Origin of the sequence: Salipiger marinus (assembly GCF_035481585.1) — a bacterium.
Taxonomy (GTDB): Bacteria; Pseudomonadota; Alphaproteobacteria; order Rhodobacterales; family Rhodobacteraceae; genus Salipiger; species Salipiger marinus.
In genome coordinates, this window is record NZ_JAYKSL010000007.1 from 150,607 (window position 1) to 164,519 (window position 13,913).

Sequence of the window (13,913 nt, forward strand, 5' to 3'; positions counted from 1 at the left end):
CGCGGTCAGCAGCTTTCATGGAACCGTCGCTGCTGGCGCCTGTCTGGCTGATGGCAGGGCAACTATCCGGCCCGGGGCATCCCCGGGCACTTGCCCGTCCAGCAGCCATGCTGTGGTCAAAGGCCAGAGCGTCTGTTCGAAGCGGCTGTGAAAAAACGCAAAATGCCCTATCTCGGGCACCCCGCACCCATCTGGCGCGATGCGCAAATGAGTCCGGTCGGCGCTGGAATAATACCCAAGCAGCCGCTCTGTGGCAGCTTCGGTTCCGAAAGGATCGTCCGCCAAGCCTATGGCCAGAAGCCGCGCCTGTGTCACGCCGTGACGCGTGGAAAGCTCGGCGGGGGAAATGTTTGATGTCACGCTGACTTCGAACCGTGGGCCCATCCCGGCCCAGTCCAGCGCCACGCCGCGCGGCACGTCTTCCAGCCAGCCCAGTCTTGCGCCGGGGAAATAGCCGAATATGCGAGTGAGCAGCGGCATGACGAGATGCCATTTCAGGTACATCGGCAGCCGGTGGCTCGGCGCATAGTCGCGCCAATAGGCGAATTGCGCGCCGACCGTCACGATGCGCGTCAGATGCAGCGAGGCAGGCGCAAGGCCGAGGGTGAAGCCGCCGATCGAATGCCCGACCGCCATCAGCGGCAGGCCTGGCCAGCGACTCCGCGCGTAGGTCAGCACTGCCCCGGCATCAAGGTCGCCCCAATGGGTCCAGCCGGCCTGTAGGCCGCGCAACGTCCCGTGGCGCGACGCCCCGATGCCGCGATAATCGAAGGTCAGAACCGTGCAGCCTTGCCCGGCAAGCCAAGCGGCGAAGCGGGCGTAATATCGCGCCCTGACCGCAGTCGCGGCATGAATGACAACGACAGGCCCCTCGCCCGTTCCGTGCCAGATGCTGCCGTGAAGACGATAGCCATCATCGGCAAGCACCGTGAAGTCTTCATCGGGCATAACGGGGACGCGCCCCGGCCCCGCCGGAGTTGTGGCATCCTGACCCTTCGTCAGCCGCCCGTGACAAAGCAATGATCGCCGCATTTCATCCGTCTCGTCTCACTTTGCCAAGCAGACTCTGGCAACCGCCGCCCGCGGCCAACTGAGCTTTGTTTGTGGGCGCGTGAACGCATCTCAGTTGCCAAATCCGTCTGGCCGGTGCTTCGCTGCAGTCAGGAGGCCCTTCGCATGACCCAGTCCCCCGTGATCCGCCTGACCGACCTGACCCTGTCGCCGCAGCATCATGGCACCCGTTTCGAGGCGGCGATGGCCGCCATCGCGGCACCGCTTGGCGCGACCCATCTGGGCGCCCGGCTGGTCGTGGTGCCGCCCGGCAAGGCGGCATGGCCCTTCCACAGCCATCACGCCAATGACGAGATGTTCGTGATCCTCTCCGGCACCGGCACGCTGCGCTTTGGCCCCGAAAGCCATGCGGTCGCGGCGGGCATGGTGGCGGTCTGCCCGGCGGGCGGGGCCGAGACCGCGCATCAGCTGACCGCCACAGGGGATCAGCCCCTGCGCTATCTCGCGATCAGCACGATGCGCGAGCCCGACGTGATGGAATATCCCGACAGCGGCAAGATCACCGTCTTTGCCGGGGCCGCCCCCGGCGGCGACAAGGCGGCGCGCAGGGTCGCAGCCTCGTTCCGGCAGGGTGATGCCGTGGACTACTGGAGTGGTGAATGACCCCGCGTATCCGCCCGCTGCAGAAAAGCGACGCCCCCGGGCTCGCGGCTCTGGTCACCGGATACCGCAGGGCGATGGGCGCCGGTGGGTCCGAAATGTTGAAGACGGACGCGCAGCGCCTGATTTCCAGTGCCGATGCCGATCTGAACATCCTGCTGCTTGGTGCCGATGCCGGTACTGGTCTCCTCGGCTTTGCGCTGGCCTTCGACCTGCCCGAAATCATCTCGGGCCGAAACGCCTGGCAGCTTGACGATCTGTTCGTTGCGCCCGAGGCGCGGGGCACCGGCCTTGCCCGCGCCCTGATCGGGCGGCTGACCGAGATAGGCATGGTGCGCGGCTGGACGCATCTGCGCTGGCTGGTCCCGCAGGACAACATCGCGGCAAGGCGGCTTTACGAGACACTCGCCGAGCCTGCACCTTGGGACAGCTTTCGCATCACTCTGACCTGAACAGTCTCAGATCAAATCGACCTTGTAGCGTTTCACCGGCACCGCGGCTGCCATCCGATCATACAGCGCCTGCGCCACCAGATTGTTCTCATCGGTTTCCCATTCCAGCCGGATCCAGCCCTGCGCGCAGCCCTCGCGGGTCAGATGGGCAATGCAGGCTTCGGCAAGCCCCTGCCTGCGGGCGGGGGGCGAGATCCAGAGATCCTCCAGAATGCCGACCGGCCGCGCGCTGAACGTGTGCAGGCGCAGGACGACATGGGCGAGGCCAGCCGCAACGCCATGCCACAGGATAAGCCATCCCTTCAGTTGCTCATCGGGCGCGAGCAGCCGGTCCCAAAGCACCGGCATGGTCTCAAACGCAGCATCGTCTGCACCAAAATATACCAGCGCCTCGTGCCAAAGGAACTGCCACACGCCCTGATCGTGGCGGGTCAGCGGCCTGATGGTAATGCCGGTCATCGGGGCTTCTTTGTGAGGTGACGTTCGGGAGCATTCTAGCCACAGACGGGCAAAACCGTCGCCTGATGACTATTTGTTAACGAGTGAGAGAACCTCAATTGCCTGGCGCAGAGCCGGGATCTTACGACATTTGCAGCGACCGCAAGAAGGATCGGCCATGGACATCGCTGTGCGGCTTGACGACCCAAACTCACCGGAAGCACGCGCGCTGTTGCAGGCGGCGCATGAGCTCATGCAGTCGCTGCTCCCGGAGCCGCCGCCGCGCGCCCTGTCACTTGCGCCCCTTGCGGCACCGGAATCCCGCGTCTTCATCGCCCGTATGAATCTGCACGCAGTCGGATGCTGCGCAATGATCCTGCACCGCGACTTCGCCGAGATCAAAAGACTGTATGTCGCCCCCGAAGCTCGCCGGCTGGGCATCGCCGCGCGCCTGTTGCAGGCGGTTGAACGGGCTGCAAGGCAGGAAGGATACAATCTGCTGAAGCTTGAAAGCGGCGCGCGGCTGACCAATGCGCACCGGCTCTATGCCCGGTCCGGCTTCACAGCCTGCGGCCAGTTCGGCGCCCATGCCCAAAGCGCCGCCAGCCTGTTCATGGAGAAGCACCTCCGTGCCGCTGCCCCGCCGCCTCGGTCATCCAGCGGCTGAGGTTGCGGATGCGCCTGTCCCGTGCCGACGCCTCGGGATAGACCAGATAATAGCCGCCGCCCGTCGGAGCGCGATGTGCAAAAAGCTCGGCCAGCCGCCCCGTTTCGGCATCAAACGCCGCAATCTCCGCCCCTGCCAGTGCCACGCCCGCGCCATCCATCGCGGCCCGCAGGGCAAGCCCGGACGAGTCCACCCGCATCACCGCCGCAGGCCGGATCGGGCCGCCCGGCAGCGTCGCATTCCAGCGCGCAAAATTCTCCTTGCGGTATTGCGACAGGAACAGGGTCATGCCCGCGATCCGGGCACGCACGTCGTCTGCACACAGACCGGCCAGCACGGGCATACCGAACAGGCCGACCGTTTCCTGAAACAGCAGGTCAGCGCGCATCCCGTCCCAGCAGCCGGTCCCGTGCCGCACCGCCACATCGGCCACGCCTGCCGACAGATCCACCGCCTCCTGCGTGGTCGAGATCAACAGATCGAAGCCCGCCCGCTCAAACGGATAGCGCGTCAGACGGGGTGAGAGCCAATGCGCAGCAAAGGTCGGCAGCATCGAGAGGCGCAGGGGACCACTGCCACGGTCGTGCTTCAGGTCGCCCACCGCCTCGATGATCTGCGTGAACCCCGCCGTCAGGGCCGGGGCAAGCCGCGCGCCAGCTTCGGTCAGTTCCAGCGCCGGGCCGACCCGCCGCATCAGCGTCAGGCTCAGGCTATCCTCCAGGCCGCGCAGCTGGTGGCTGACCGCCGACGGCGTCACGCCAAGCTCCAGCGCCGCCTCCTTGATCGACCGATGCCGTGCCGCTGCCTCGAACGCGCGCAGTGCGTTCAGCGGGATGGTCAGGCGATAGGGTGTTTTCTTGTCCATGCTCCCCCACAGAAAGGTTCTGCCCCAGACCGGAGCGTGAGGCGAACGATGCTTTCTCATGCTCTCCTGAAATCTGCTCACTCGTCAGAGCGCGGGCCAAAGCCGACACTGCCGCTGTCATTCTGCGAGAGGAAGCCCACAAATGCAGCACGGGTCTACGTCCGGAAACTCTGTCGGCCCCGATACCGATACCTATGTCTGGCGCGACGGTTCTCTGATCCCGTCGATCGAGGCAAGCCTGCACGTACTGACCCATTCGCTGCACATGGGCGGGGCGGTGTTCGAGGGGATCCGCGCCTATGACGGGCGTGTGTTTCTCGCGGAGGAGCATTTCCGTCGCCTTGACCGGTCGGCCAGAATTCTTGGCTATGCCCTGCCCTGGACCATGCAAGACCTGCTCACCGCGACAGAGGCGGTTCTCTGGGCGAGCGGCCTGCGTGACGCCTATATCCGCCCTCTCGCCTGGCGAGGCAGCGAAAGCGTGTCGGTCGCGGCGCAGAAGTGCCGCATCCATACTGCGATCGCCGCGTGGGACTGGCCCGTGGACCGTGCCCTGGGTGAAGGCGGCGGCGGGCTGCGTCTGGTTCTGTCGGACTGGCGGCGCCCCGCGCCGGATACCGCTCCCACCGCGTCGAAATGCTCGGGCCTGTACATGACCGGCACGCTGTCGCGCGCGGCGGCGGCCCGCAGCGGCCATGACGACGCGCTGATGCTGGACAGCCACGGCAATGTCGCGGAGACCACCGTCACGAATATCGTGCTGGTCCGCGAGGGCACGCTCGTCTCGCCGGTGCCGACCTGCTTTCTTGACAGCCTGACCAAGCGCCATGTCTTCGCCTTGGCGATGCGCGAAGGGCTGAACGTCTCCGAGAGCACCATCACACTGGAGGATCTGGACCGGGCCGAGGAGGTTTTCGTCACCGGCACCTCCGTGGAGATCCGGCCCGTCATCTCGCTTGATCGGCAGGGTCAGCGCAGCGAATGGCCGGTGGGACCGGTGACCAAGGCAATGATCGCGGCCTTCCGTGCTTCGACCCGGGAGTGCGCCTCTACATAGCGCCACGCCAAAACCTACCTGAACAGGAGGCTGAAGGCGGTCAAAGCCCTACCCCCCATTGCTGAGGGTAGGGACGAAAACTGGCTGAATTCGCCCATAGGGTCGAGGAGCCTCGCCTTACGTTGGCCTGCCCCGCCGGCACTGCTCGGCCCCGGACAGCGCGCCACGGTAGCCGCAAATGTGACTCCGTCCGCTAGTGGCACGGCAGCCAGTGTTGCCTGTTCGGCCACGCCGCAGGCCATCCACCGGGCGTTGCGCCCAGGTGCGAATCGCGTGCTTTCCGGAGGGTGTCTCGCATTTCGCCCATTTCGGGGGCGTCTAAAAATTAACTTCCCCAACGGTAACGCCGCGGCGCGGAACGGATCAGCGGTCCCGGAGCAGGGTGGCGCCCAACCGGGAAAGCAGCTGTTTTTACTCTGAAATGCAGATTTTTCCGCTGCCCAAGAACGGTGATGCGCCCCAGTCGGTCTGACCCTGATGCGGCATCGCGGCATGCCCTAGTTTCACCCCGGCTGCGGCAAGGCCGCCGAAAAATCTGTTGACAGATCGAGGCGACATTTCATCAACTGAATGAAATTCTGAACAAGGTTCACATATATGAACGATCAGGTCAAATCCGCAGCCCGTGTTCTTGATCTTCTGGAGCTTCTCTCCGGCAGGACCGAGCCGATGCGCCTGAATGAACTGGTGGCGACACTGGGCACTCCGAAATCCTCGACCTACGGGCTGCTGGCGACGCTGGTCGCCCGCGGCTATGTCAAGAAGGACGCCACCGACCGCTATGCCATTGTGGAAACCTTCCGGCAGGGCTTCGGCTGGGTCGGCGGGCATGTCGGGTTTCTGACCTCCGTCGCCGTTCCCATCGTTGAAGACATGCGCGACCGTCTGGACGAGACAGTGTTTGTCTGTGTCCGGACCGAACAGCAGAATGCCCGGTTGCTGGCCAAGGCCGTCAGCCGACAGCCGATCCGCTATGACGCCTCCGACCAGTCCTCGCTGCCCGGTTATGGCACGGTGATGGGGCGCGTCCTGCTGGCTTTCCAGCCGCCCGAGGTGATCGACGCCTATTTCGCCCGGACCGAACTGCGCCCCTTCACCGACAAGACCCCGACCGACGAGACCACGATCCGCGCGGCGCTGGAGCGGATCCGCCGCGATGGCTACGGCACCATCGTCGACGAATACGCCACCGGCGGCGCCGGGATCGCCGCCCCGATCCGGAACGCCGAGGGGCAGGTCGTGGCGGTGATCGACGTGGCCACCGTGACCGCCCGCTACGAACAGCGCCGCGACGAGATGCTCGCCGCCGTGCTGGAGGGCGCGGCCCGGATCAGCGCACGCCTCGGCTACCGACCGGAGCCTGCCAAAGACACCAATGACATTCTGACACCACAGGGAGACGTGTGATGGCTTATCGCGTGGGCGTGGACATCGGCGGCACGTTTGCCGATTTCTGCGCATTTGACGAGGCGGCGGGCACCATCGGCACCGTCAAGGTCCTGACCACACCCGACAGGCCCGGTCAGGAGGTTATCGACGGGCTGAAGGCTCTGGAAGACCGCTTCGGCATCAGTCCCGGCGACATCTCCTATTTCACCCATGGCACCACGGTCGGCATCAACTCGATCATCATGCGCAAGGGCATCCGGCTCGCCCTTTTCACCACCGAGAATTTCTGTGACGTGCTGGAACTGGCCCGTCTCAAGATGCCCGATCCCTACCACCTGCTGTCGTCCCGGCCAGAGCCGCTGGTGACCCGGGATCTCGTCTTTGGCGTCACGGAACGGATGCTGGCGGATGGCAGCATCGATTGCCCGCTGGACCCGGACAGCCTGCGCACCGCCGTCGCTGCCGCCAAAGCGCGCGGCGCCGAGGGCGTGGTAATCTCTTTCCTGCATTCCTACCGCAACCCCGCCCACGAGCGGGAGGCCAAGCGCCTGATCGCCGAAATCGCCCCCGATCTGCATGTCTTCTGTTCGCATGAGGTGCGCCCGATCATCCGCGAATACGAACGCACCTCCACAGCGGTCATCCACGGCTATGTCCAGCCGCGCGTGGCCCAGTATCTGGGGGCGCTGCAGACCGCGCTGTCGGGCATCGGCGTGACGCCGGAGCCGATGATCACCAAATCGAACGGTGGCATCATGTCGGTTGAGATCGGCAAAACGGCCTGCGTGGAGATGCTGCTGTCCGGCACGGCGGCAGGTGTCATGGGCGCCGCCTTCGTGGCGCGCGAGGCAGGAGAGGACAGGATCCTCAGCCTCGACATCGGCGGCACCTCGGCGGATGTGGCGCTGATCACCGGCGGCCAGCCCGGCTATGGGATGAATGAAGTCGTTGGCGATTTCCCGATCTTCGTGCCCACGGTGTCGGTCACCTCCATTGGTGAAGGCGGCGGGTCCATCGCCCGCATCGATGCGGCGGGGATGCTGACCGTGGGACCGGACAGCGCCGGATCCACCCCCGGACCTGCGGCCTATGGCCGGGGCGGCACGCAGGCAACGATCACCGATGCCTTCGTGACGCTGGGCCTGCTGGACCTGTCGGCGCTTGGTTATGGCATGGTCTCTGTCGACCGCGCCAAGGCGGTGGAGGTGATCCAGCCGCTGGCGGACCGGCTTGGCACCTCGCTGGAACAGACCGCCGAGGGGATCGTGGGGATCGCCGTGTCGGGAATGTTCCGCGAGGTCTCCAAGCTCTGTTCGCGGCGGGGCATTGACGTGGGCGAGTTCAGCCTGCTGGCCTTTGGCGGGGGCGGCCCGATGATGGCCTGTTTTCTGGCCCGCGACCTTGGCATGAAACGGGTGATCGTGCCCCCCGCGCCCGGCGTGCTGTCGGCGCTTGGCGGGCTGACGGCGGATGTGCGCAACGATTTCACCGAAACGGCCTATTACGACCTTGTTCCAGAAACGGCGCCGCGCATCGCCGCGACCGTCAGCCGCCTGACCAAAAAGGCCCGCCACTGGATGGTGGAAGAACAGCATTACGAAGGCACCCCGGTGTTTCATGCCTCGGGCGAGATGCGGTATCGCGGGCAGAGCTTCGAAATCGAGATCCCGATCAACGCGGCGGCGATTGCCAAGGGCGACATTGCCCCCGTGACAGAGGCCTTTCACGCCGAACACCGGCGCCTTTACGGCCATGCGGACCCGGAGGCGCCGATCCAGATCATCGCCATCAACCTCGTGGTCACCGGTCATTCCGCCAAGCCCACCCTGCCCCGCAGCGCGCCGGTCTGCCGGCCAGTCACTGCCGCCATATCCATGACCGCATGGCTTGACGGAGCGTGGCGCGAGGTGCCGCTTTTTGCCCGGGCCGACCTGACGCCCGGCGCCACCTTCGCCAGTCCCTGTGTCATCGCGCAGGACGACACCACCACCATCGTCCCTGCAGGCTTTTCCGGCGAGGTGGACGGCCATGGCAACCTGATCCTCGCTCTTTCGGAGACCACCGATGCGCACTGATCCCGTGACCCTCAAAGTGCTGGAGAACCACGCGCAGGCCGTGGCCGAAAGCATGGCCTTCACCCTGTTCCGCACCGCGCATTCCACCTTCGTGAAGGAGACCGAGGATTTCACGACCGGGCTTGTCACCCCCTCCGGGATGACCTTCGCCAGCCCGCGCGATCTTGGCGCGACATGGTTCATCGGTCTTGATTACAAAGGCGCGCTGGAGATGATCGACCACTATGAAGAGGGCGACATCTGCGTGACCAATGATCCCTATTCGGGATTTGTCTGCAGCCACACGCCGGACATGCACATCTGGAAGCCGATCTTCTGGGAAGGCGAGGTCATCGCCTTTGCCGTGGGGCACATCCACAACACCGACATGGGCGGTGCCGTGCCCGCCTCGCTGTCGCGCGCCAATACCGAGGTGCATCAGGAGGGCATCCGGTTCAGGCCCACCAAACTGGTCAGCCGCGGCGTGATGAATGCGCAGCTCATCGAGACGATGATGCTGAATGTCCGCATGCCCGAGCAGAACCGGGGCGACCTGAACGCCCAGATCGCCGCCGTGAACACCGGCGAGGCGAAGATGCACGAGATGATCCGGAAATTCGGCGTCGAGACCGTGAAGAACGGGATCGAGGATCTGCTGGACGTGGGCGAAGCACGGGCGCGGGCAGTGATCTCGGGCTTGCCAGACGGCGATTTCAGGTTCGTGGATTACCTCGACGAGGATGGTCCCGGCGGTGTGCCGGTCCGCCTGGACCTGACGCTGAAGGTGCGCGGCGACGGCGTGATCATGGATTTTACCGGATCCGATCCGCAGCTCAAATCCGCGCTCAACATGCCCACCGGCGGCAATCCACGGCATATCCTGCTGATGGTGGGCTACAATTACTGTCTTTACACGCTTGATCCCTCGATCCCGCTGAATGGCGGCATCCTGCGCGCCGCAACCTGCATCGTTCCCGAAGGCACGGTGCTGAATCCGGACTATCCCGCCGCCGTCGGGATGCGCTCGCTCACCTGCGGGCGCCTGCAGGGCGTGATCATGGGCGCCTTCCATGGCGCGGCCCCGGACCGGCTGCCGGTGGGCGCGGCGGGGGGCGGGGGCATCGTCAACGTCAAGACCTTCGACGCGGCAAGTGGCAGGCTTTCCATGGCCTCCATCGATCCGGTCACCGGCGGCGCGGGCGGCTCGGCCTTTGGCGACGGCACCGATGGGTCTGGGGCGAATTCGTCCTTTCTCAAGAACACGCCGGTGGAAATCAACGAGGTCGAGGTGCCCATCAAGTTCCGCCGCTACGGTCTTGTCCCCGACAGCGGCGGCCCCGGCACCGCCCGCGGCGGCATGGCGACCGAGCTGGAGGTCGAGGTCTTCACCCCCGACACCGTCATCACCGCGCGCAACCGCGACCGCACGACCTTTGCCGCATGGGGCGGCTCCGGCGGCGAACCCGGGGCGCCGTCGCTTTTCACCCGCATCACGCAAAAGGGCGAGCGGATCAACCTTGGCAATACCGATGTGGTGAGCATGGGACCGGGCGACATCTTCAACCTGACCTCCGGCGGGGGTGCGGGCTATGGCGACCCCTTCGCCCGTCCCATCGAGCTTGTGGTGCGCGACGTGCTGCGCGGCTCGGTCACGCCGGAGGCGGCACAAAGCCGGTATGGTGTCGTCGTGGACCGCGAGGGCCATCTGGATGAGGCCGGAACCCACGCGCTGCGTCAATCCCACGTCACTCCACCGGTCACGACCTACAGCTACAATGCCAGCCGCCGCGCCTATGAGGCGGTCTGGACCGATGCCAATTATGCCGCGCTGACTCAGGCGCTGACGATGATGCCGGTCCATTGGCGCCATTTCGTGAAACGCGAGGTGTTCGACAGGATTGCCTCCCTGCCCGACAATGCCCGCAAGGGCGATGGCTCCGAAATCTGGGAGGCAATCGAGGCGGTGAAGGCCCGCGTGCCCGGGCTCCTGCGCTCCATGCAGATGCGGGAGGCGGCGGAATGATCCGGTTTGATTTCACTGGGCAGACCGTGCTTGTCACCGGGGCCGCGCGCGGCATCGGGGCAGGCATCGCTGCCGAATTCGCCGCAGCTGGCGCACGCGTCGTCGCGGTAGACATTCTGGGGGACGAGCTCGCCGCTTTTGCCGCCGCCACTCCGGGAGTGGAAACCGAAGTGATCGACCTTGCGGATTTCGCCGCCGCGAAGGATCGGGTCGCTCCGCTTGCCCCCGACGTGGTGGTGCATTCCGCCGGTGGCGTGCGCGGCACCACGAAAAAACCGCTGGAAGACGTCACCGATGCCGAATGGATGTCGGTCTATGACGGCAACGTCATGTCGGCCTTCAACCTGATGCGGGCGGTGATCCCCGCGATGAAGGCCCGCCGCTCTGGACGGATCGTGACGATCTCCTCGGGGGCCGGGCTGAAACCCAGCCTGACGGGCATCCAGTCCTACTGTTCGGCCAAGCACGGGCTTATCGGCCTGACCCGGCAGATGGCGCTGGAACTTGGTCCCTTCGGCATCACGGTGAATTCGGTGGCGCCGGGCTTCCTGCGCACGTCGCCCGACTATGAAAAACAATGGGCGAGCTATGGCGAGGAGGGCCAGACTCGGATGGTCGAGAGCATCGCCATGCGCCGTCTGGGCGAACCCGCCGACATCGCCGCCGCCTGCGCCTTTCTTGCATCGGACCGGGCGGGGTTCATCACCGGGCAGGTTCTGCCGGTGTCCGGCCACCCTTTTCCCTGAGGATCCAAGATCATGACCCATTCCGAAAACCCATGGGACTGGCCCGAAGACATCTGGCGCGGCAAGGTTGACCGCGTGCGCGCGGGCGACCGGCTGAAGCCCGCGCACTGGCCCGATGGCGCAACCTGCGCGGTGGCCATGTCCTTTGACGTGGATCACGAAACCAACGACCTGCGCGATGGCGGCACCTCCATCAGCGCCATGAGCCGGGGCCAATATGGCAACCGGCAGGGCATTCCGCGGATCATGGACATCATCCGCCGCCACGACATCAAGGCCAGCTTCTATGTCCCCGCCGTTGTGGCGCAGCTTTATCCGGACGAGACCCGCATGTTCGTGGCCGAAGGGCACGAGGTCGCCATCCACGGCTGGATCCACGAACGCAACTCGGTCCTGCCCCCGGAGGTGGAGCGCGACCTGCAGCTGCGCTCTGCCGACATGCTGGAAAAGATCAGCGGCGCCCGCCCGGTGGGAATCCGCACGCCGTCTTGGGATTTTTCGCAGGCCACGCTGGAGATCACCCGCGACATGGGGCTTGCCTATGACAGCTCGCTGATGGCGGACGTGGACTGCTACCGCCTGCTGCTTGATGGCGAGGATACCGGCGTGGTGGAACTGCCTGTGGAATGGATCCGCGACGATGCGGTTTATTTCAACATGAACCGGTTCTCCGCTCTGCGGCCCTATACCCCGCCCGAGGCGGTCTTCGACATCTTTCGCAGGGAATTCGAGGCGGCGCATGCCGAGGGCGGGATTTTCCAGCTCACGATGCATCCGCACATCACCGGCTACCGCTCGCGGATCTGGATCTTTGAAGAGCTCATCAAGCTGGCCAAGGCCAAGGGGGGCGTCTGGTTCGCCACCCATGCCGAAATCGTGGACTGGGTGAAGACACAAGGCTGAGCCCGTCCCGGCCCTTTGGGGCCCCCGCCGCTCCGGTGCATTCCGGTGCGGCCAATACAAAGAAAACAACCCCCCCAACAGAGGAAAACCGTCATGAAAACGACTGTTCTGGCGCTGTGCTCCGCACTCGCCCTCATGACTCCCACCTATGGGATGGCGCAGGACCGCTATGTCCACGCCAACAATTCCGCCTATGACACGCTTGACCCGCACACGGTGCGCGATGTGGCCCGCGTGGCGTCGCGGCTGAACTTCTATGACGGCCTCTATCGCTGGGTCGACAACCCGCCGGAACTGATCCCGTGGCTGGCGACCGATCACTCCATTTCGGAGGACGGGCTGACATGGACCTTCACCCTGCGCGACGACGTGACCTTCCACGACGGCACCAGCATGACCGCCGAAGACGTGGTCTATTCGTTCGAACGGATGCTGGCGCTCAAGCGCGGCGCGGGCTCGCTGTTCCTGCCGATGATCGACCCCGGCATGACCAAAGCGGTGGATGACCATACCGTCGCCTTCACCCTCAAGGAGCCATCGGCCATCTTCGCCGCGCTGGTGCCCGACATCCTTGTGGTGAATTCGACGCTGGTGCAGGAAAACGAAGTCGATGGCGACATGGGGCAGGCCTACATGATCGACCATGTCGCCGGCTCGGGATCCTACATGCTGCAGCGTTACGACCCGGCGCGCGGCTTCATCGGCGAACGCTTTCCCGAGCATTTCGCGGGCTGGGGAGACAAGTATTTCGACGAGATCGAATTCCGCACCGTGCTCGAAACCAACACCCGCATTCAGGGCCTGATGCGCGGCGACTATCAGGGGCTCGACGGCTACCTTGCCCCCGATCAGGTGGAACGCCTGCGGGCCGACGAGGACGTGCAGATCTTTGAAGAAGAATCCATGCGGGTCTTCCACATCGCGCTGCATAACGGCCGCGCACCGCTGGACGACAAGAACTTCCGCATGGCGATGGTCCACGCCTTCGATTACGACGGCTATATCAACGAGATCATGCAGGGCACCGTGGCCCGCAACCCCACGATCCTGCCGGGCAACCTCTGGGGCGCGCCGGACGTGCCCGGATATGACTACGATCTCGAAAAGGCGCAGGAATTCCTTGACGCCTACAAGGCCGAACATGGCGAGGAGATCCGCACGATCAAGATCGGCACGCTGGCCGGTTTCTCGGAGACCGAACAGGCCGCTGCGCTGATGCAGAACGGGCTGTCGCAGCTTGGGATCACGGTCGAGATCGAAAGCTCGCCTTGGCCGGTGATCTCCTCCGACATGCAGAACCCGGACACCATGCCGGACATGGTCCCCTACTGGAAGTCCACCTATTACGTCGATCCCAACAACTGGGTCGGAGAGCTTTACGCCTCGCGCTACGCCCCCACCCGGAACGTCTCGGACTATCACAACGACGCGGTGAACGCGATGCTGGAAGAGGCGCTGGTGACCACCGATCAGGATGTCCGGGCCCAGCTTTACGCGGACGCGACCACGCAGGTCTATGAGGATGCCGCGGGCATCTGGATCTACAACACCAAGTGGTTCGGGCCCTATGGGTCCAACGTCCGCAATGTCCGCTTCTGCCCGGTCGGCAACGGTCAGGACATGCGGTGGGCCTATCTCGAGGACTGAT

The 13,913-nt window shown here is 64.9% G+C and carries 13 protein-coding genes; 10 read left to right on the plus strand and 3 right to left on the minus strand.

The genetic code is table 11. The annotated features are described in order from the left end of the window. Positions 1-15 precede the first annotated feature (15 nt). Positions 16-948, minus strand: a complete 933-nt coding sequence (locus VK682_RS11500) for an alpha/beta hydrolase family protein (RefSeq protein ID WP_324781901.1) — start codon at positions 946-948, stop codon at positions 16-18. Positions 949-1,176: 228 nt separating this feature from the next. Between VK682_RS11500 and VK682_RS11505 the strand changes: the two genes are divergently transcribed. After that, a complete protein-coding gene (locus VK682_RS11505) occupies positions 1,177-1,674 on the plus strand; it encodes a cupin domain-containing protein (RefSeq protein ID WP_324781902.1) in 498 nt (165 codons plus the stop codon). Beyond that, on the plus strand, positions 1,671-2,123 hold the full coding sequence (locus tag VK682_RS11510; RefSeq protein ID WP_324781903.1) for a GNAT family N-acetyltransferase: 453 nt from the start codon (positions 1,671-1,673) through the stop codon (positions 2,121-2,123). Before VK682_RS11505 ends, VK682_RS11510 begins: the two co-directional genes overlap by 4 nt. A 6-nt stretch (positions 2,124-2,129) precedes the next feature. On the opposite strand, the gene VK682_RS11515 is transcribed toward VK682_RS11510, so the two are convergent. Then, entirely contained in the window at positions 2,130-2,582 is a 453-nt protein-coding gene (locus tag VK682_RS11515) for a GNAT family N-acetyltransferase (protein ID WP_324781904.1), read from the minus strand. Between the two features lie 157 nt (positions 2,583-2,739). On the opposite strand from VK682_RS11515, the gene VK682_RS11520 reads away from it, so the two are divergent. Next, on the plus strand, positions 2,740-3,228 hold the full coding sequence (locus VK682_RS11520) for a GNAT family N-acetyltransferase (protein WP_324781905.1): 489 nt from the start codon (positions 2,740-2,742) through the stop codon (positions 3,226-3,228). On the opposite strand, the gene VK682_RS11525 is transcribed toward VK682_RS11520, so the two are convergent. Then, positions 3,173-4,093: a LysR substrate-binding domain-containing protein gene (locus VK682_RS11525; RefSeq protein WP_324781906.1), complete on the minus strand. Its 921-nt coding sequence runs from the start codon at positions 4,091-4,093 to the stop codon at positions 3,173-3,175. The genes VK682_RS11520 and VK682_RS11525 overlap by 56 nt on opposite strands. 142 nt (positions 4,094-4,235) lie before the next feature. On the opposite strand from VK682_RS11525, the gene VK682_RS11530 reads away from it, so the two are divergent. From VK682_RS11530 to VK682_RS11560, 7 genes are all read left to right on the plus strand, one after another. Next, on the plus strand, positions 4,236-5,150 hold the full coding sequence (locus VK682_RS11530) for an aminotransferase class IV (protein WP_324781907.1): 915 nt from the start codon (positions 4,236-4,238) through the stop codon (positions 5,148-5,150). Between the two features lie 597 nt (positions 5,151-5,747). Next, complete coding sequence (locus tag VK682_RS11535) at positions 5,748-6,557, plus strand: IclR family transcriptional regulator (protein ID WP_324781908.1); 810 nt, start codon at positions 5,748-5,750, stop codon at positions 6,555-6,557. Continuing rightward, positions 6,557-8,614, plus strand: coding sequence for a hydantoinase/oxoprolinase family protein (locus VK682_RS11540; RefSeq protein WP_324781909.1), 2,058 nt, complete (start codon positions 6,557-6,559; stop codon positions 8,612-8,614). The genes VK682_RS11535 and VK682_RS11540 overlap by 1 nt, the downstream gene beginning before the upstream one ends. Beyond that, on the plus strand, positions 8,604-10,616 hold the full coding sequence (locus VK682_RS11545) for a hydantoinase B/oxoprolinase family protein (protein ID WP_324781910.1): 2,013 nt from the start codon (positions 8,604-8,606) through the stop codon (positions 10,614-10,616). The genes VK682_RS11540 and VK682_RS11545 overlap by 11 nt, the downstream gene beginning before the upstream one ends. Further along, positions 10,613-11,362 (plus strand): SDR family NAD(P)-dependent oxidoreductase, encoded by a 750-nt coding sequence (locus VK682_RS11550; RefSeq protein ID WP_324781911.1) that lies wholly within the window; start codon positions 10,613-10,615, stop codon positions 11,360-11,362. Before VK682_RS11545 ends, VK682_RS11550 begins: the two co-directional genes overlap by 4 nt. A 12-nt stretch (positions 11,363-11,374) precedes the next feature. Then, positions 11,375-12,265: a polysaccharide deacetylase family protein gene (locus tag VK682_RS11555; RefSeq protein ID WP_324781912.1), complete on the plus strand. Its 891-nt coding sequence runs from the start codon at positions 11,375-11,377 to the stop codon at positions 12,263-12,265. A 93-nt stretch (positions 12,266-12,358) separates the two neighbouring features. Then, positions 12,359-13,912, plus strand: a complete 1,554-nt coding sequence (locus VK682_RS11560; RefSeq protein WP_324781913.1) for an ABC transporter substrate-binding protein — start codon at positions 12,359-12,361, stop codon at positions 13,910-13,912. The last annotated feature ends 1 nt before the right edge of the window (position 13,913 follow it).